Genomic DNA, 19039 nt, shown 5'->3' on the forward strand with positions numbered 1-19039 from the left:
GTCAGGCAAAACAAGCGCTTCGGTACGCCGGGCGGCGTGCCGGTGCGCGTGTCAGGCGCCGGGCGCGGGCGCCATGTCGACGAGCCGGTTGCTCATCACGTAGAAGGTCAGCTCCGCGTTGTTCGACAGCCGCATCTTCTCGAGCAGCCGCGTGCGGTAGACGCTCACCGTCTTCACCGACAGCGACAGCGTGTGCGCGATGTCGGTGAGCCGCTTGCCGGACGCGAGCATGCACAGCGTCTGGTATTCGCGGTCCGACAGCTTCTCGTGCGGCAGCGGCTCGTTCTCGAACGACACGTATTCGGCGAGCGCCTCGGCCATTGCCGGGCTCACGTACTTGCGGCCCGCGGCGACCTGCTGGATCGCGGAAATCATCTGCGCGGCGTTCACCGTCTTCGACAGGTAGCCGGCCGCGCCCGCCTTCAGCGCGCGCACCGCGTACTGGTCCTCGCGGTACATCGAGAACATCAGCACCGGCGTCTGCGACAGCTTGCGCTTGAGGCGCTTCAGCACCTCGATGCCGTTCATGTCGGTGAGCGAGATGTCGAGCAGGATCACGTCGAATTCGCGTTTGTCGACGGCCGCCACGGCTTCGCCGCCGGTTTCCGCCTCGGTGACTTCCCGGGCGATGCCGCGGTCGATCAGCAGCTGGCGGATGCCTTGCCGGACGATTGCGTGGTCGTCCACGAGCAGGATGTTCAGACTCATCGCGACCTCACGAAAGCAAGGCGCGACGCGCCGTTGCCGGCGCCGCGAACAGTGCGTCCCATGCGAAGCGCGCGACGAGCCGGGTGCCGCGGCCGGCGGCCGGCTCGGTCAGCTCGAAGCTGCCGCCGAACGCCTCGCAGCGCGCGCGCATGCCGGCGAGGCCATAGCCGTGGCGGTGCGCGCGGGAGAAACCGATCCCATCATCGGCCGCGATCAGCGACAGGAAGCGGCCGTCCGCTTCGATCCGCACGTCGGCCGACGTCGCGCGGGCATGCTTCGCGACGTTCGACAGCGCTTCTTGCGCAACGCGGAAGATCGCGAGCGCGCCGGGGCCCGCGAGCTGCGGCAGGCGCGCATCGGCGGCGCACACGAAGCTCGTGCGCAGGCCGCTGCGCTCCGCATGGCTGGCGACCCACGCCGACAGCGCGCCGACGAGGCCGGCGTCGAGCGCCGGGGTGTCCTGCTCGTCGATCAGCCGGCGGTTCGCATCGCTCGCGGCGTCGAGCGCGCGCAGCGCGAGGTCGAGCGCGCGGCGGCAGCCTTCGGGCGCGTCGGCGGGCAGCCAGGTATCGACGTTCGCGAGCGCGAAACGCGCGGCGGTGAGTTCGGCGCCGAGCCCGTCGTGCAGCTCGCCGGCCAGATGGCGGCGCGCCGCTTCGTCGGCGCTCAGCAGTGCGGCGGACAGTTCGGCGATCCGCGCGTCGAGCGCGTCGCGGCTCGCGGCGCTCGTGAGGCGAGACCGGGTGGTGGAAGGGGCACAGGCCGCCGCAGGCTGCTGCGACGGGAACGGGGCGTGGGCGCCTTCGGGCGCGTTAAGCGACGTATCCATGACTCTCCCTGCTGTCAGAAAGCGATTCAGACACCGATCGGCGGCGCGTGCCGGATGCCGTTTTCGTAGACGGCGGCCGGTCGGCAATTGTCACACACCAGGGTAACAAAATTTACATCTTGTAACACATTGGTCCGACCCTTCAGTGTGCGTCCGGATTACGGACGCGCGCCGCGCATAATATCTCAAAATTTCGCGAAAAGTCATGATGGGTGGGACATTTAAGGGTAAGTGTGAACAATCTGAACGAATGTGTTGTAGGAAAAACACCGACACGCGAGCCGCCACTTGCGCCGTGTCCAAATGTAACTATTTGAGATGAGCGCTCGTCCATTGTTACGAATTCGCCGCGCACCCGCGAAAAAAAACCGGAGCTTTCGCTCCGGTTTCTTGACCGCGCACAAATTCGAGGGGCGGATCAGTCGACGAACGCGCGCTCGATCACGTAGTGGCCCGGCGCGCTGTTCTTGCCTTCGACGAGGCCGGCCTGCTTCAGCAGGTCGGTCGTGTCCTTCAGCATCGCGGTGCTGCCGCACAGCATCACGCGGTCGTGTTCCGGCGAGAACGGCGGCACGTCGAGATCGGTGAACAGCTTGCCCGTCGCGATCAGGTCGGTGATCCGGCCTTCGTTCTCGAACTCCTCGCGGGTGACCGTCGGGTAGTAGACGAGCTTTTCCTTGATGATGTCGCCGAGGTATTCGTGGCCCGGCAGGTCGTGCTTGATGTAGTCCATGTACGCGAGCTCGCCCTTCAGGCGGCAGGTGTGCGTCAGGATGACCTTGTCGAAGCGTTCGTAGATGTCCGGATCGCGGATGATCGACATGAACGGCGCGAGGCCCGTGCCCGTCGACAGCATCCACAGCGTCTTGCCCGGCAGCAGGTTGTCGGCGACGAGCGTGCCGGTCGGCTTCTTGCCGATCAGCACCGTGTCGCCCACCTTCAGGTGCTGCAGGCGCGACGTCAGCGGGCCGTTCTGGACCTTGATGCTGAAGAACTCGAGGTGCTCCTCGTAGTTCGGGCTGACGATGCTGTATGCGCGTGCGAGCGGCTTGCCGTCGACCTCGAGGCCGACCATCGTGAATTCGCCGTTGTTGAAGCGCAGGCTCGGCTCACGGGTGCAGGTGAAGCTGAAAAGCGTGTCGGTCCAGTGGTGGACGGATTGGACGGTGGCGGTGTCGTATTTGCTCATGGCTTTGAAAACGGACGCGCGTCGCGGAACGCGTGTAACGGGCGAAAAACGAGGGCGTCGGCCCGATCGGGGGATCGGCCGGCGGCGCGCCGAACACGCGCCTTCTCTGTGACAGACGATCGGAGAACTGCTTATTTTACCCTGCTTGCGTGCTTCGCGCGCTTGACCCCGGCCAATGCGCGGATTTCGCGCAACGTTTCATTTCAAATTGCTTTCATCGATCGGCGGCGAGCTTCGCGCCGAGGCCGACCAGCGCGGCGCCGCACAGCGCGTCGAGCGGGCGGCGCACGCGCCGGTAGCCGCGCTGCGCGCGCGGGCTCGCGAACAGGTACGCGACGCTGCAATACCAGCCGACCGACATCGAGCCGATCGTCAGCAGCGCCGCGCCGTGGAACCACAGCGGCACGTGCGCGGGCAGCATCGCCGCGAACACGCTGGTCCAGAACGCGCAGGACTTCGGGTTCGTCAGGCACGTGAGCAGCCCGGTGCGATACGCGCGCAGGTAGTCGCGCGCCTGCGGCGCGGGCAGCGCGGCCGCTGTCGCGTCGTCGGCCGCCGGGGCCGGATCGCGCCGCGTGCTCGAACGCAGCAGCTTGAAGCCGAAATAGACGAGGTACGCGGCGCCGCCGATCCGGATCGTCTCGTACAGCCATTCGACCTGGTGCAGCACGGCCGCGAGGCCGAGCATCGCGAGCGTCGCCCAGGTGACCGACGCGGTGCCGACGCCGAGCGCCGACACGGCGCCGAGGCTGCGCCGGCCGGCGAGCGACAGCTGCGAAATCATGAAGATGTTCGGCCCGGGCGTGACGAGCGCGACGAGGTAGACGGCGGCGATTTGCAGCAGGATCGGCAGGTAGCTCATGGCGGCGCGGCTCGGGGCGGGGCAAGCCGCTACTGTAGCGCGAACCGACTCGACCCGAGCCGACCCGACGCGACGCGACGCGACGCGATGCGACTCGACCCGAGCCGAGCCGAGCCGAGCCGAGCCGAGCCGAGCCGAGCCGACCCGACCCGACCCGACCCGAGCCGAGCCGACCCGACCCGAGCCGAGCCGAGCCGACCCGAGCCGACCCAACTCGACCCAACCCGACCAGGGTCGCGCCGCCGCGCTCACTGCGGGTCGAGCCGCAGGCGGGCGATGTACGGCAGGTGGTCCGACAGCCACGCGGTCTCGCCGGACGGCGCGCTCCATTCGAGCGGCGTGAGCCCGCGCACGAACATCTTGTCGAGCGCGAGCGCCGGCGAGAACGCGGGGAACGTGCGCCCCGACTCGCCGAGCAGCGTCGCGACCTCGGACAGGCCGATCTCGGCGAACAGCGGGATCGAGTCGTTGCGCCAGTCGTTGAAATCGCCGGCGAGCACGAGCGGGCCGTCCTTCGCGTGGCGCACGATCCAGTGCGCGATCCAGTGCATCTGGCGCAGCCGCGCCGCGCGCGTGAGCGCGAGATGCGCGCACAGCAGCGTGACCGGGCGCGACCCGGCGAGCGTCGCGCGCGCGACCAGCAGGCCGCGCCGCTCGAAGCGGTGCGCGGAGATGTCCCAGCGGCCGCCGAGGTCGAGCGGGTGCGGCGACAGGATCGCGTTGCCGTGCCGCCACGACGGCTTGAACACGTTCGGGCCGAGCGCGATCTGCCAGTCGAGCGACTCCGCGATCTCGGTCGCCTGGCAATGCCAGACGTCGTCGTACGCGTCGTCCATCGGCGTGCCGAAGCCGGGCGCGAGCACGGGGCGCGGCATCCGGCGCGCCATCGCTTCCTGCAGGAAATACACGTCGGCGTGCGTCGACTGCATCCAGTTGCGCATCGCGTTCCACGCGGTGAAGCCGAGCGGCGAGCGGCCCTTGTGCAGGTTCCAGCTGACCGCCGTGAGTTCGTCGGGCGCGGCGTGCGGCTCGGCGAACGGCAGGGACAGGGCGTCGGCGGACATGGCGGCTCAGTCCTTCGCGACGTGCGCGCGCACGCGGTACACGAGATGCGGGCGCTGCTCGATGAGGGTCCAGTCGGTCCACGCATCGGCGCCGACCGACAGCCCCGGATGGCTTGCGACGATCTGTCGCGGCGAGGTCGGCAGGCACGGGTCGGCCGGCTTCGCGTTCGTATCGTCGAGCGTCTCCTGCACGTCGAGCGCGAGCGAGATCGCGTTCGCGTCGGCGGCGAGCGGCGCGACGGTGACGGCGCGCGTGCGCTCGACCGGCACGACGCGCGCCTTGTCGCCGCAGCCGACGGGCACGGCGGACGGGTAGCGATGGGTGTCGGTGCGGGTCTGACCGACGGTGGTGTGCTGCTGGAACGTGTCGATCGTCTGGCCGTCGCTCACCACCTGGATCTCCCATGCGACGACCGCGGGCGCGGGGCTCTGCGCGTGGGCGGCGAGCGCGGCGCCCGCCAGCAGGACGGCCAGGCCGTGTTTCAGCATGAAGCCTCTCCGGAGTCTCGGTGTTGCGGGAAACGGACGCCCATCTTACGCCCGATCGGCATCGTCGACGATGCGACCGGATGCGCCGCGGCGAATGCGCCGCGCGATGCGCCCATGCAGGAAAGGTAAGTGCCCGTCACGCGTTTTCAAGCAAAAAAACGCGCGAACTCGGCGACCGGCGCGCGCTCGGTGACGAGGCGGTTCTCGATCGCGGCCGGGTCCGCATGGCCGGGCGACATTCCGCACACGAGCTGCTCGTGGTCCGGAATGCCGAGATGCGCGGCGACGACCCGGTGAAACGGCACGAACGCCGCCTGCGGGCAGGTGTCGAGGCCGCGCGCGCGGGCGGCGGTCATCAGGCCCTGCAGAAACATCCCGCAATCGAGCCACGCGCCGTGCGTCATCACGCGGTCGAGCGTGAAGAACAGCGCGACCGGCGCATCGAAGAAGCGGAAGTTGCGCGCGTGCTGCGCATGCATGCGGTCCTTCTCGTCGCGGCGGATCTCCAGCAGGCTGTACAGGTCCCAGCCGACCTTGCGCCGCCGGTCGATGTACGGCGAGATCCATTCGCGCGGATAGTAGTCGTATTCGGCCACGTACTTCTCGTCGCGCGCGGGGTCGTCGTAGGCCGCGGCGAGCGCATCGGCGAGCGCATCGCGCGTCGCGCCCGTCGCGACGTACACGCGCCACGGCTGGATGTTGGTGCCCGACGGCGCGCGGCTCGCCGCTTCGAGGATGGCCTCGAGCGTGTCGCGCGGCACGGGCGTCGGCAGGAACGCGCGGATCGCGCGGCGCGTGGTCAGTGCGTCGTCGACGGCGCGGATCGCGTCGGCATCGGCGCGGGCGGAAACGGCGGGGACGGACATCGGCGTTCCTTCGCAGCGGGGAGCGGTGGCGGCGCGCGCGGCGCCATCGGCGGGGCCGGCGCGGCGGCCGGCAAGCTGTCGATGATACGCCGCGCCGCGCGGGCGTGCAGCGCGCGCGGCCTGCTAGCAGCACACGCGCGCGGCTGCTTGCTTGCGCTGGAGTGCTGGCCCGCTACACTGAAATCGAAAGGGTCTGATGGTGCGGTACGTAAGCGGCAGCGAGGTTGGTATGACGACGGCGATGGTGAAACAGGAACTGGCGGTGGCGTCCTTCAGCACGGTGTACGACCTCGATCAGGTCGAGACGGCGCTGAACGATCTGAACGAAGGCGCGAGCGACGCACTGCGCGCCACCTACGAGCGGATGCTGAAGACCGGCAACTTGCGCTTTTGCGTGAAGCCGAACCGGATGCCGTCGTTCGACGAGCTCGGCGAGGTGTTGCCGAATTTCGTCGAGCCGCTCGACGACGTGCGCAAGCAGGTCGCGCTGTGCCTCGAGACCGACGACCGGCTCGAGCTGATGCCGATCCTGCTGCTCGGCCCGCCGGGCATCGGCAAGACGCATTTCGCGAAGGCGCTCGCGCAATTGCTGGGCACGTCGTATCACTACGTGCCGATGAGTTCGCTGACCGCGGGCTGGATCCTGTCGGGCGCGTCGTCGCAATGGAAGAACGCGAAGCCGGGCAAGGTGTTCGACGCGCTCGTGAACGGCAGCTATGCGAACCCGGTGATCGCGGTCGACGAGATCGACAAGGCGGGCAGCGATGCGCAATACGATCCGCTCGGCGCGCTGTATGCGCTGCTCGAGCACGATACCGCGCGCGTGTTCGTCGACGAATTCGCCGAGGTGCCGATCGATGCGGGCAACGTGATCTGGGTCGCGACCGCGAACGACGCGCAGGCGATTCCGGAGCCGCTGCTCAACCGGATGAACATCTACGAGATCGCGCCGCCCGACGCGGCCGGCGCGCGCCGCATCGCGCAGACGATTTACGACGAGATCCGCACGTCGCACGCGTGGGGCCGGCGGTTCCCGGCCACGCTCGGCGACGACGCGCTCGACGTGCTCGCCGCGACGCCGCCGCGCACGATGCGGCGCGCGCTGCTGCATGCGTTCGGCGCCGCGCGCCTCGACGGGCGCGATGCGGTCGAGCCGCGCGACATCCGCGCGGACGAAGGTGCGGCCAAGCGCCGCCCGATCGGGTTCTGACATTCGGGAGCGCGGCGGGCGGCGGCGCGGGACCGGCGAGATACATCCGGCTACACATGTGTCCTGCATGCGTGCGAGCCGGGACGTACAATCGTCTTCTCTCCCTCGACGCGATAACGACGCGAAAAGCCATGGAGCAGATCGATTGTGTGGTGATCGGCGCAGGCGTCGTCGGCCTCGCGATCGCCCGCGAACTTGCGGCGCGCGGCCGCGACACGCTCGTGCTCGAGGCGGCCGACGCGATCGGCACCGGCACGAGTTCGCGCAACAGCGAGGTGATACACGCTGGCCTCTACTATCCGCGCGGCTCGCTGAAGGCGCTGTCGTGCGTGCATGGCCGCGACCTGCTGTACGAATTCTGCGAGACGCATCACGTGCCGCACCGGCGCATCGGCAAGCTGCTCGTCGCGACCTCCGCCACGCAGGTGAAGCAGCTGAAGGCGATCGCCGCGCGCGCCGAGGAAAACGGCGTGCTCGACCTGACGCCGCTCACGCGCACCGAGGCGCAGGCGCTCGAGCCCGCGCTCGAATGCGTCGAGGCGCTGTTCTCGCCGAGCACGGGCATCGTCGATTCGCATCAGCTGATGCTCGCGCTGCTCGGCGATGCCGAACGCGACGGCGCCGTCTGCGTATTGAAATCCCCGGTCGAATCGATCGACGTGCTGCGCGGCGAGCGCTTCGTCGTGCGCACGGGCGGCGACGCGCCGGCCGAGTTCGAGGCGGCCTGCGTGATCAACAGCGCGGGCCTCGGCGCGCAGGCGCTCGCGCGCCGCACGCGCGGGCTCGATCCGCGCTGGGTGCCGCCGCTCTATCTCGCGCGCGGCAACTATTTCAGCCTGTCCGGCCGCGCGCCGTTCTCGCACCTTGTCTATCCATTGCCGGACCGCGCGGGGCTCGGCATCCACCAGACGCTCGACCTGGCCGGGCAGGCGCGCTTCGGGCCGGACGTCGAATGGATCGACACGCTGCGCTACGACGTCGATCCGGCGCGCGCGGACGCGTTCTACGCATCGATCCGCGCGTACTGGCCGGCGCTGCCGGACGGTGCGCTGCAGCCGGCCTATGCGGGCATCCGCCCGAAGGTCGCGGGGCCCGGCGAAGCGCCTGCCGATTTCATCGTGCAGGGTGCGGCGCAGCACGGCGTGCGCGGCCTCGTGAACCTGTTCGGGATCGAGTCGCCGGGGCTCACCGCGGCGCTCGCGCTCGCGCAGCGGGTGGGCGACATGACTGCGTACGGGTGACGGGAGGCGGGCGGCGGGCGGCGCCGCGGCAAGCGGCGAAACCATCCGTGTTAATTCTTTTATCTCCGGCATTTCGGGCCGCACATTCCCGCGCCCGGGCGTTATGCTGTCGAACGGCTGTCGCTAGAACAGCTTTCAAACTTATAACGTTGGAGCGAGTCCTCATGAAAACATCCCGTCGCAGTTTCCTGATCACGAGCGTCGCCGCCGTGTCCGCCGTCGCGCTGTCGTCGCGCGAAGCGCTGGCCGCCGACCTGCCGATGCTCTCCGAAAGCGATCCGACCGCGCAGGCGCTCGGCTACAAGGCAGACGCCACCAAGGTCGACAAGGCGAAGTATGCGAAGTACGCAGCGGGCCAGGATTGCGCGGCCTGCATGCTGTACCAGGGCAAGCCGGGCTCCGCATCCGGCCCGTGCGGCGCGTTCCCGGGCAAGCAGGTAGCAGCCAAGGGCTGGTGCAGCGCATTCTCGAAGAAGGCGTGACGCCCGCGCGGCATCATGCGGTGCCGCAACAATCATGAAGCGCCCGCCATCGATGGATGGCGGGCGTTTTTTAATGCTTGAAAACGGTTCCGCACCTTTCTACACTCGCTCCAGACCGGCGCGCAGCAGCGGCTCCCGCGCGGCGCACTCCGGCACGGCGACTTCACGAGGGGCGAGACACGCATGGCGACGATTGCGGGTTCAACGAATTCAGTCAGTCCGGAGCGCGCGCTGAACCGGCGCGCAGTGGTGGCGGCGGTCATCGGCAACGCGCTCGAGTGGTACGACTTCACGGTCTTCAGCTTCATGGTGGTCGTGATCGCAGAATTGTTCTTCCCGACGTCCAGCGAATATTCGTCGCTGCTGCTGACCACCGCGACCTTCGGCGTCGCGTTCTTCATGCGGCCGATCGGCGGCGTCGTGCTCGGGCTGTATGCGGACCGCGCCGGGCGCAAGGCCGCGCTGTCGCTCGTGATCCTGCTGATGACGGGCGGCATCTTCCTGCTCGCGGTCGCGCCGCCGTACGCGGCGATCGGCATCGGCGGCCCGCTCCTGATCGTGCTCGGCCGGCTGCTGCAGGGCTTTTCCGCGGGCGGCGAGTTCGGCAGCGCGACCGCGCTCTTGATCGAAGCCGCGCCGTTCTCGAAACGCGGCTTCTACGGCAGCTGGCAGATGGCGAGCCAGGCCGCGGCGCTGCTGATCGGCGCGCTCGTCGGCGCAGCCGTCACGCGCGGCTTCACGCCCGACGTGCTGCGCGCGTGGGGCTGGCGCGTGCCGTTCATCCTCGGGCTCGTGATCGGGCCGATCGGCTTCTACATCCGCCGCCATCTCGCCGATTCGGAAGCCTTCCTGCACGCGCAGCAAAGCGCGCGGCGCGCGACGCTCGGCGACGTGTTCGCGCGCCACTCGCGCGAGGTGCTGTGCGGGCTCGGCGCGGTGATCGCGCTGACCGTGACGATCTACGTGCTGATCAGCTACCTGCCGACTTTCGCGGTGAAGCAGCTGAAGCTGCCGTATGCGCAGTCGTTCTACGCGGTGATCGTCGGCAACCTGCTGCTCACCGTGCTGTCGCCGCTCGCCGGCGCATGGTCGGACCGCATCGGCCGCAAGGGCCTGTCGCTGTGGTCGCTCGTGCTGACGTTCGCGCTGATCTATCCGCTGTTCACGTGGCTCGACGCCGCGCCGAGCATCGGGCGGCTCATCATCGTGCAGGCGGTGCTGTCGGTGACGCTCGCGGGCTACTACGGGCCGTTCGGCGCGATGATCGCCGAGCTGTTCCCCGCCAACGTGCGCTCGACCGGGCTGTCGGTCGCGTACAACGTCGCGGTGATGCTGTTCGGCGGATTCGGACAGTTCATCGTCACGTGGCTGATCAAGGTCACCGGCTCGCCGTTCGCGCCGACCTGGTACGTGATGGCGGGGCTCGCGCTGTCGATCGTCGCGGTCGCGTTCGTGCCGGCGCGCAGCGCGGATCTCGACGCCGGCGCGTGAGCGCCGCGCCCGTTCGCCGCAGCGCGGAAATTGTTTAGTTGTCGAAGGAAACACGCGCCGCACGATCGAAACCGCCGCTCGCGCGGGCGGCTGCGTGTGTCACGTAGCGGAAACATCCGCCGCGAGCCGCGCCGGCGCGCCTAGAGGAGTTTTTTCTCCAGCTTGTTGCGGTATCGCTAGCTCAAGTAATATCCGCGTACCCGGCCCCCTGAGGGCCGGTTCCGATCTGGAGACCTGGAGGAAACATGGAATACAACCGTCTGTTGCACACCCTGCGTGTTACCGCCATGGCAGGCGTGGCAGCGGCATCGTTCGGCATCGCGGGCTCTGCATTCGCACAGATCCCGAACAAAACGCTCGTCTACTGCTCAGAAGGCAGCCCGGCGGGGTTCGATTCCGCGCAATACACCACCGGCGTCGATTTCACCGCCGCCACGTTCACCGTCTACAACCGTCTCGTCGAATTCGAGCGCGGCGGCACGAAGGTCGAACCGGGCCTCGCCGAAAAATGGGATGTGTCCCCGGATGGCAAGGTCTACACCTTCCACCTGCGCCACGGCGTGAAGTTCCATTCGACCGACTTCTTCAAGCCGACGCGCGAATTCAACGCGGACGACGTCGTGTTCACGTTCCAGCGCATGCTCGACCCGAACCAGCCGTTCCGCAAGGCGTACCCGGTGTCGTTCCCGTACTTCACCGACATGGGCCTCGACAAGCTGATCACGAAGGTCGAGAAGGTCGACCCGTACACCGTGAAATTCACGCTGTCGGAACCGAACGCGCCGTTCATCCAGAACATGGCGATGGAGTTCGCGTCGATCCTGTCGGGCGAATACGCGGACCAGCTGCTGAAGGCCGGCAAGGCCGCCGACATCAACCAGAAACCGATCGGCACGGGCCCGTTCATCTTCCGCAGCTACACGAAGGACGCGACGATCCGTTTCGATGGCAATCCTGACTACTGGAAGAAGGGCGAAGTGAAGATCGCGAAGCTGATCTTCTCGATCACGCCCGATCCGGGCGTGCGCGTGCAGAAGATCAAGCGCAACGAGTGCCAGGTGATGACCTATCCGCGTCCGGCCGACATCGCGACGCTGAAGGCCGACGCGAACGTCGACATGCCGTCGCAGGCGGGCTTCAACCTCGGCTACCTCGCGTACAACGTCGAGCACAAGCCGATGGACAAGCTCGAGGTGCGCCAGGCGCTCGACATGGCGATCAACAAGAAGGCGATCCTCGAATCGGTGTACCAGGGCGCGGGCCAGGCCGCGAACGCACCGATGCCGCCGACGCAATGGTCGTACGACAAGAGCCTGAAGATGCCGGCGTACGACACCGCGAAGGCGAAGGCGCTGCTGTCGAAGGCCGGCTTCCCGAACGGCTTCGAGATCACGCTGTGGGCGATGCCGGTGCAGCGCGCATACAACCCGAACGGCCGCCTGATGGCCGAGATGATCCAGGCCGACTGGGCGAAGATCGGCGTGAAGGCGAAGATCGTCACGTACGAGTGGGGCGAGTACATCAAGCGCGCGCATGGCGGCGAGCAGGACACGATGCTGATCGGCTGGACCGGCGACAACGGCGATCCGGACAACTGGCTCGGCACGCTGCTCGGCTGCGAGGCGATCAAGGGCAACAACTTCTCGCACTGGTGCTACAAGCCGTTCGACGAGCTCGTCCAGAAGGGCCGCACGACGAACGGGCAGGACGCACGCACGAAGATCTACACGCAGGCGCAGCAGGTGTTCGCGCAGCAGGTGCCGTTCTCGCCGATCGCGAACTCGACCGTCTATCAGCCGGTGCGCAAGAATATCGTCGACATGCGCATCGAGCCGCTCGGCTACGCACGCTTCGATGGTGTGAGCGTGAAGTAACGCAGCAGGCGTAAGCTGTCACGAAAACCGGCTTGAAAACACCCGGCGGCGAGGGGCCACGAGCTCCTCGTCGCCGGTCGCACATTTCCCACAAGAAAATACGAGACGCATCATGTTCCGATTCGTATTGCGCCGCGTGGGCATGGTGATCCCGACCTTCATCGGCATCACCATCCTCGCGTTCGCGCTGATTCACCTGATACCGGGCGACCCCATCGAAGTGATGATGGGCGAGCGCGGCGTCGATCCCGCGATGCATGCAGAGGCGATGAAGCGCCTCGGGCTCGACCTGCCGCTTCCCGTGCAGTATTTCCACTACATCGGCCGTGCGCTGTCGGGCGACCTCGGCACGTCGATCATCACCAACACGAGCGTGGCCGGCGAGTTCTTCGCGCGCTTCCCGGCGACCGTCGAGCTGTCGCTGTGCGCGCTCGTGTTCGCGCTCGCGGTCGGCCTGCCGGCCGGCGTCATCGCGGCGCTGCGGCGCGGCTCGATCGTCGACCACGGCGTGATGGGCACCGCGCTCACCGGCTATTCGATGCCGATCTTCTGGTGGGGGCTGATCCTCATCATGGTGTTTTCGTCGTACCTGGGCTGGACGCCCGTGTCCGGCCGCATCGCGGTCGAATACGAGATTCCGCACGTGACGGGCTTCATGCTGATCGACGCGCTGCTCGCGCCGGACGAAGGCGTGTTCCGCTCGGCGGTCAGCCACCTGATCCTGCCGTCGATCGTGCTCGGCACGATTCCGCTCGCGGTGATCGCGCGGATGACCCGTTCTTCGATGCTCGAAGTGCTGCGCGAGGACTACATCCGCACTGCGCGCGCGAAAGGGCTGTCGCCCGTGCGCGTCGTCGTCGTGCATGCGCTGCGCAATGCGCTGATCCCGGTCGTCACCGTGATCGGCCTGCAGATCGGCACGCTGCTCGCCGGCGCGGTGCTGACCGAGACGCTGTTTTCGTGGCCCGGCGTGGGCAAGTGGCTGATCGACGCGATCGGCCGCCGCGACTATCCGGTCGTGCAGGGCGGCATCCTGCTGATCGCGACCCTCGTGATCGTCGTGAACCTGGCCGTCGACCTGCTGTACGGCGTGCTGAACCCGCGCATCCGCCACACGAGGTAAATCATGAGCAACCTGCAAAACACCTTGCCGAGCGAAACCGCGCCGGTCGGCGGGCGCACGCTCGCGCTGCGCGAATTCTGGGCCAATTTCTCGCGCAACCGCGGCGCTGTCAGCGCGGGCATCGTCGTGCTGGTGCTGATCGTCGTCGCGCTGTTCGCGCCGCTGATCGCGCCGCACAGCCCGGTCGAGCAATACCGCGATTTCGTGAAGATCCCGCCCGCGTGGCTCGAAGGCGGCAACTGGAAGTTCGTGCTCGGCACCGACGAAGCGGGCCGCGACATCCTCTCGCGGCTGATGTACGGCGCGCGGATGTCGTTCTGGATCGGCTTCGTGTCGGTCGTGCTCGCGCTGATCCCGGGCATCGTGCTCGGGCTCGTCGCCGCGTTCTTCCAGAAGTGGGCCGACACGCCGGTGATGCGCGTGATGGACGTGCTGCTCGCGCTGCCGTCGCTGCTGCTCGCGGTCGCGGTCGTCGCGATCATCGGCCCGGGCCTCACCAACACGATGTTCGCGATCGCGATCGTCGCGCTGCCCGCGTACGTGCGCCTCACGCGCGCGTCCGCGCTCGGCGAGCTGCAGAAGGAATACGTGACGGCGTCGCGCGTGGCGGGCGCCGGCACGCTGCGGCTGATGTTCTCGCAAGTGCTGCCGAACTGCACGGCGCCGCTGATCGTGCAGGCGACGCTCGGCTTCTCGTCGGCGATCCTCGACGCGGCCGCGCTCGGCTTCCTCGGCCTCGGCGTGCAGCCGCCGACCGCCGAGTGGGGCGCGATGCTGGCCTCCGCGCGCGACTACATCGACAACGCATGGTGGATCGTGACGATGCCGGGCCTGTCGATCCTGATTTCGGTGCTTGCGATCAACCTGCTCGGCGACGGGCTGCGCGACGCGCTCGATCCCAAACTGAAACGGATGGCCTGATATGAAACGACCCCCACGCTCTCTTTGTTCGCTCGGGGGGGCGAAGCCCCCCCGTCTTCATCGGGCACAATCATTGAAGCACCCGACGGCCCGGCGGAGGCTGACATGAGCGAGAACCTACTGACCATCCGCAATCTCGCGGTGAATTTCAACGGCCTGCCCGCCGTCGACCGGATCAACCTGTCGATCGCGCCGGGCGAGGTGGTGGGCGTCGTCGGCGAATCGGGCTCGGGCAAGAGCGTGACGATGATGGCGCTGATGGGCCTGATCGACGCGCCGGGCAAGGTGACGGCCGACGAAGTCACGTTCAATGGCGTGGACCTGCTGAAGGCATCGCCGAAGGCGCGCCGCAAGATCATCGGCAAGGACATCGCGATGGTGTTCCAGGACGCGCTGACGAGCCTGAACCCGAGCTACACGGTCGGCTACCAGATCAAGGAAGTGCTGAAGCTGCACGAGGGGCTGCGCGGCGACGCGCTTCACCGCCGTGCGCTCGAGCTGCTCGACCAGGTCGGCATTCCCGACCCGAAGAGCCGCATCGATTCATTCCCGCACCAGATGTCGGGCGGGATGAACCAGCGCGTGATGATCGCGATGGCCGTCGCGTGCAACCCGAAGCTGCTGATCGCCGACGAGCCGACCACTGCACTCGACGTGACGATCCAGGCGCAGATCATGGATCTGCTCGTGAAGCTGCAGAAGGAGCGCGGCATGGCGCTCGTGCTGATCTCGCACGATCTCGCCGTGGTGTCGGAGGTCGCGCAGCGCGTCGCGGTGATGTACGCGGGCGAGGTCATCGAGACCAATCGCGTGCCGGACATCTTCGCGCATCCGCATCATCCGTACACCGAAGCATTGCTCGCGGCGATTCCCGAGCACAACAAGGGGGCGCGTCGCCTTGCCGCATTGCCGGGGATGGTGCCGGGCCGCGATGATCGCCCGTCCGGGTGCCTGTTCGCGCCGCGCTGCAAGTATGCCGTCGACGATTGCCGCAAGGCGCGCCCGGCGCTCGACACGCTCGTGGCGGGCAACGACGCGATGCGCGCGCGCTGCATCAAGCCGCTGAATCTTTCGAACTCCGACCTCACGGCTTTGCATGGGACCGGAGTAAGCGCTAAAGCGCCAACTCCGGTCGACAGGAGGACGCAATGAATACAACAATCCACGAAACGCCTCGCGTGCCGCACGACGAGGATGCGGTGCTGGTGGCCGACCAGCTCGCGAAGCACTACACGGTGAAGCGCGGGATGTTCGGCCAGGGCACGGTGAAGGCGCTGAACGGCGTGTCGTTTTCGCTCAAGCGCGGCAAGACGCTCGCCGTCGTCGGCGAGTCGGGCTGCGGGAAATCGACGCTCGCGCGCCAGCTGACGATGATCGAGACGCCCACGGCGGGCCATCTGACGATCGACGGCAAGGACGTCGCCGGCGCGGATCGCCAGACGATCGCCGAGCTGCGCCGCCGCGTGCAGATGGTGTTCCAGAACCCGTTCGCGTCGCTGAACCCGCGCAAGACCGTCGAGCAGACGCTGTCCGAGCCGCTCGAGATCAACACGAACCTCTCCGCGCAGGAGCGCGCGCAGCGCGTCGCGCAGATCATGCGCACGGTCGGCCTGCGGCCCGAGCATGCGAAGCGCTATCCGCACATGTTCTCGGGCGGGCAGCGGCAGCGCGTGGCGATCGCGCGCGCGATGATCCTCGATCCGCGGATCGTCGTCGCCGACGAGCCGGTGTCCGCGCTCGACGTGTCGATCCAGGCGCAGATCCTGAACCTGTTCATGGACCTGCAGGAGCAGTTCAAGACCAGCTACGTGTTCATCTCGCACAACCTCGCGGTGGTCGAGCACGTCGCCGACGACGTGATGGTGATGTATTTCGGCAGCGTGGCCGAGCTCGGCGACAAGGCGAAGATCTATGCGCATCCGCGCCATCCGTACACGCGTGCGCTGATGTCGGCGACGCCGGCGATCTTCGAGGAAGACCGCCGCGTGCAGATCAAGCTGCAGGGCGAGCTGCCGTCGCCGCTCAATCCGCCGTCGGGCTGCGCGTTCCATCAGCGCTGCCCGTATGCAGTCGAGCGCTGCCGGGCCGAGGAGCCGCAGCTGCGTGAAGTCGACGGGCGCTACGTGGCTTGCCACCGCGCCGAGGAGGTGGGGGAGGCGAATGCCTGAAGGCTTGGCGGCGCGCGATTCGTCTGCGCGCCGAGTGCGCATCGGCGGTACGCGCGTGCGTCGCGCGTACCGCAACGCACGCCGCTGGAGCGTGCGCACGATGTCCGGCGCGGCGCTGGCCGGTGCGTGCGCGGCGGCCAGCCTCGTCGTACCCGTCAACCTCGTGCGGGCCGAGGGGCGAGCGCCGGCGACGGCGCCGCTCCATCCGTCGCAGGTGCCGCCGCCCGGCATGAGCCTGCCGGGCTTCCACACGCCGCCGTCGGTGTCGAACGGCACGGTGGCGAGCGGCGCGGTGCGTGCGGAGCCCGCGCGCATGCCGTTCTACGTCGCGACCAAGGGCAAGGTGACGATCTACGTGCTGGGCACGCTGCACACCGGCGACCCGTCCGACTATCCGGCCGCGCAGCCGTTCCGGCCGCGCGTCCTCGCGGCGCTCGCGGCATCGCCGACGCTCGCGCTCGAGCTGTCGCCGGACGACCTGCTCGAATCGCAGGACGACGTGTCCAAGTACGGCGTCTGCAATTACGCGTGCCTGCCGCGCCTGTTGCCGGAGCCGCTGTGGCAGCAGCTCGCGGCGCGGCTGCGCGGCAACCCGGCCGCGCTGGCCGGCATCCGCAAGATGCGGCCGTGGCTCGCGGCGCTCGTCGTCGAGACCTACGATTCGCTGGCGGCCGGCCTGCAGACCGAATACGGCACCGAGGCGCAGCTGCAGAACGTATTCCTGAAGAAGAAGGGCGGCAAGGTGGTCGGGCTCGAGACGCTCGCCGAGCAGATGCGCGCGTTCACGGGCCTCACGCTCGCCGAGCAGCGCGAGATGCTCGCGCAGGACATGGTGCAGACGCCCGCGCAGAACGCCGCCGACATCAAGGCGCTGCACCGGCTGTGGCGCATCGGCGACGCCGACGCGCTCGCCGCGTGGGCCGTCGCGAAGAGCGAGCGGCTGTCGCGCTCGAAGGCGCTGTCCGCGTCGATCGACAACAAGATCCTGTTCGAGCGCAACCGGCGCTTCGTTGCGCGGATGGCGACAATGACCGCGCCGAACCGGCCCCTGTTCGTCGCCATCGGCGCGCTGCATCTGGGCGGCGGGCGCGGCGTGCTCGAATTGTTGCGCCAGCAGGGCTATCGCGTCGACGCGAACTGAATGCGCGCCGTCGCGCGGCCCTGATCCTCCCCCGTTTGATTGCCGATTCGCGTGCGGCGTCGCACGCCCGCACGGTGGCGCGCCTCCGTAAGGAAAACCCTCGATTCCTCAGAAAATGGCGTTTAAAACGATTGACATCCCGTTCGGCCAATATCTATTCTTCATCCCATAAGTTGAAAAATTGCAAACAACAGATAAGTTCTACGGGGTAGCAAAAATAAAGCGCGGGGTTAGCGTTGCCGGCACGTAATTCGCGTGCCGGCCGCGGAGAGTCTGCATGCACGGCGGGGCCAACCATCGTCCGATACAAACGCATGTAGTCCGACTTGCGGATAAGCGACGTTCCGTCGTCCGGCCGGGGGATGCAGTAACGGGCGGCGGCGGGCGTTTTTTGATCCGGAGCATGGCTTTCCGGTCGCCGTCTTCGGACGGCTTCGACGTTGACGGTCGGCCGCAGGCCGTATTCAGCCAACAGCAAAGCGCCTTATGGGCGCTTTTTTGTTTTTCGGTGAGTGGTTCTCGCGTCCCGGCTCAGTCCTGCCGGCCGCTCACGCGCCCTCGTCCGCCTGCAACGCCCCCGGCGCGACGACATCGATCCCTGCCTTCTCCAGCGCCGCACGAATCCGCCGCGCAAACGCCAGCGCATGCGGCCCGTCGCCATGCAGGCAAACCGTCTGCGCATTGAGCGGCACCCACTCGCCGCTGACCGCGCGCACCCGCCGGTCGCGCACCATGTCGAGCGTGCGCGCGATCACCTCGTCTTCGTCGTCGACCAGCGCGCCCGGCTCGCTGCGCGGCACGAGCGAACCGTTCGCGCGGTAGCCGCGATCGGCAAACACTTCCTCCACGGCCGCGAGCCCCGCCTGCCGCGCGGCCGCGACGAACACGCTGTTCGCCAGGCCGAACACCGCGAGCGACGGATCGAAATCGTGGATCGCGGATACCACCGCGTCGGCGATCATCGGATCGCGCGCGGCCTGGTTGTACAGTGCGCCATGCGGTTTCACGTGCGCGATGCGGCCGCCTTCGGCCTGCGCGATCGCGGACAGCGCGCCGAGCTGGTACAGCACGCCCGCATAGATGTCACCGGCCGGCAGCTGCATTTCCTTGCGGCCGAAATTCTCCGGATCGTGAAAGCTCGGATGCGCGCCGATCGACACGCCCTTCTGCACGGCCCAGCGCACGCAGTCGCGCATCGCGTTCGGGCCGCCCGCATGCCATCCGCACGCGACGTTCGCCGACGTGACGAGATCGAGCAGCGCCTCGTCCGATCCGTATCCCTCGCCGAGATCGGCGTTCAGATCGATTTCCATGATGTTCCTCGTCCACTTATTGCGTGATGCGGCGCCTGGACGCGGCGCCTGTTATTGCACAGGTATCG

At 67.8% G+C, this 19039-nt stretch carries 19 protein-coding genes; 10 read left to right on the forward strand and 9 right to left on the reverse strand.

Going from position 1 to position 19039, the window contains the following annotated elements; all coding sequences use genetic code 11:
* Positions 1-51: 51 nt before the first annotated feature.
* The 7 genes from rqpR to ABFO07_RS03215 all read right to left on the reverse strand — a co-directional run bounded on the left by rqpR (position 52) and on the right by ABFO07_RS03215 (position 6007).
* The gene (gene rqpR / locus ABFO07_RS03185) at positions 52-708 is read right to left on the reverse strand and encodes a response regulator transcription factor RqpR (protein ID WP_059810393.1); all 657 of its coding nucleotides are present in this window, start codon (positions 706-708) and stop codon (positions 52-54) included.
* A 7-nt stretch (positions 709-715) separates the two neighbouring features.
* The gene (gene rqpS, locus ABFO07_RS03190; RefSeq protein WP_059810392.1) at positions 716-1537 is read right to left on the reverse strand and encodes a quorum system sensor histidine kinase RqpS; all 822 of its coding nucleotides are present in this window, start codon (positions 1535-1537) and stop codon (positions 716-718) included.
* A gap of 418 nt (positions 1538-1955) precedes the next feature.
* On the reverse strand, positions 1956-2726 hold the full coding sequence (locus ABFO07_RS03195; protein WP_059563717.1) for a ferredoxin--NADP reductase: 771 nt from the start codon (positions 2724-2726) through the stop codon (positions 1956-1958).
* Positions 2727-2940: 214 nt separating this feature from the next.
* Complete coding sequence (locus tag ABFO07_RS03200) at positions 2941-3588, reverse strand: LysE family translocator (RefSeq protein WP_059563718.1); 648 nt, start codon at positions 3586-3588, stop codon at positions 2941-2943.
* 248 nt (positions 3589-3836) lie between these two features.
* Positions 3837-4652: an endonuclease/exonuclease/phosphatase family protein gene (locus ABFO07_RS03205; RefSeq protein ID WP_059803457.1), complete on the reverse strand. Its 816-nt coding sequence runs from the start codon at positions 4650-4652 to the stop codon at positions 3837-3839.
* 6 nt (positions 4653-4658) lie between these two features.
* On the reverse strand, positions 4659-5141 hold the full coding sequence (locus ABFO07_RS03210; RefSeq protein WP_059886543.1) for a hypothetical protein: 483 nt from the start codon (positions 5139-5141) through the stop codon (positions 4659-4661).
* A gap of 146 nt (positions 5142-5287) precedes the next feature.
* Positions 5288-6007: a nitroreductase gene (locus ABFO07_RS03215; protein ID WP_347468301.1), complete on the reverse strand. Its 720-nt coding sequence runs from the start codon at positions 6005-6007 to the stop codon at positions 5288-5290.
* Positions 6008-6236: 229 nt separating this feature from the next.
* Between ABFO07_RS03215 and ABFO07_RS03220 the strand changes: the two genes are divergently transcribed.
* The 10 genes from ABFO07_RS03220 to ABFO07_RS03265 all read left to right on the forward strand — a co-directional run bounded on the left by ABFO07_RS03220 (position 6237) and on the right by ABFO07_RS03265 (position 17658).
* A complete protein-coding gene (locus ABFO07_RS03220) occupies positions 6237-7217 on the forward strand; it encodes an AAA family ATPase (protein ID WP_017334555.1) in 981 nt (326 codons plus the stop codon).
* Between the two features lie 131 nt (positions 7218-7348).
* On the forward strand, positions 7349-8458 hold the full coding sequence (locus ABFO07_RS03225; protein ID WP_059886538.1) for an NAD(P)/FAD-dependent oxidoreductase: 1110 nt from the start codon (positions 7349-7351) through the stop codon (positions 8456-8458).
* Between the two features lie 164 nt (positions 8459-8622).
* The gene (locus ABFO07_RS03230; RefSeq protein WP_059803446.1) at positions 8623-8940 is read left to right on the forward strand and encodes a high-potential iron-sulfur protein; all 318 of its coding nucleotides are present in this window, start codon (positions 8623-8625) and stop codon (positions 8938-8940) included.
* A 183-nt stretch (positions 8941-9123) separates the two neighbouring features.
* A complete protein-coding gene (locus tag ABFO07_RS03235) occupies positions 9124-10431 on the forward strand; it encodes an MFS transporter (RefSeq protein ID WP_059803444.1) in 1308 nt (435 codons plus the stop codon).
* Positions 10432-10676: 245 nt separating this feature from the next.
* Positions 10677-12305, forward strand: coding sequence for an ABC transporter substrate-binding protein (locus tag ABFO07_RS03240; RefSeq protein ID WP_059906708.1), 1629 nt, complete (start codon positions 10677-10679; stop codon positions 12303-12305).
* Positions 12306-12417: 112 nt separating this feature from the next.
* Entirely contained in the window at positions 12418-13428 is a 1011-nt protein-coding gene (locus ABFO07_RS03245; RefSeq protein ID WP_059563726.1) for an ABC transporter permease subunit, read from the forward strand.
* A gap of 3 nt (positions 13429-13431) precedes the next feature.
* The gene (locus ABFO07_RS03250) at positions 13432-14349 is read left to right on the forward strand and encodes an ABC transporter permease subunit (RefSeq protein ID WP_059891181.1); all 918 of its coding nucleotides are present in this window, start codon (positions 13432-13434) and stop codon (positions 14347-14349) included.
* A gap of 105 nt (positions 14350-14454) precedes the next feature.
* Positions 14455-15501, forward strand: a complete 1047-nt coding sequence (locus ABFO07_RS03255) for an ABC transporter ATP-binding protein (protein WP_059563728.1) — start codon at positions 14455-14457, stop codon at positions 15499-15501.
* The gene (locus tag ABFO07_RS03260) at positions 15498-16517 is read left to right on the forward strand and encodes a peptide ABC transporter ATP-binding protein (RefSeq protein WP_059803442.1); all 1020 of its coding nucleotides are present in this window, start codon (positions 15498-15500) and stop codon (positions 16515-16517) included. The genes ABFO07_RS03255 and ABFO07_RS03260 overlap by 4 nt, the downstream gene beginning before the upstream one ends.
* Positions 16510-17658 (forward strand): TraB/GumN family protein, encoded by a 1149-nt coding sequence (locus tag ABFO07_RS03265; RefSeq protein WP_059563730.1) that lies wholly within the window; start codon positions 16510-16512, stop codon positions 17656-17658. The genes ABFO07_RS03260 and ABFO07_RS03265 overlap by 8 nt, the downstream gene beginning before the upstream one ends.
* A gap of 154 nt (positions 17659-17812) precedes the next feature.
* Here the strand turns inward: ABFO07_RS03265 and ABFO07_RS03270 are convergent, their stop codons facing one another.
* Positions 17813-18130 carry a hypothetical protein gene (locus ABFO07_RS03270; RefSeq protein ID WP_150999289.1) on the reverse strand — a complete coding sequence of 106 codons (318 nt, stop codon included), beginning with the start codon at positions 18128-18130 and terminating at the stop codon, positions 17813-17815.
* 76 nt (positions 18131-18206) lie between these two features.
* On the reverse strand, positions 18207-18971 hold the full coding sequence (pxpA, locus tag ABFO07_RS03275; protein WP_059886530.1) for a 5-oxoprolinase subunit PxpA: 765 nt from the start codon (positions 18969-18971) through the stop codon (positions 18207-18209).
* Positions 18972-19039 lie beyond the last annotated feature (68 nt).

This window comes from Burkholderia stagnalis (assembly GCF_039848545.1).
Lineage (GTDB): Bacteria > Pseudomonadota > Gammaproteobacteria > Burkholderiales > Burkholderiaceae > Burkholderia > Burkholderia stagnalis.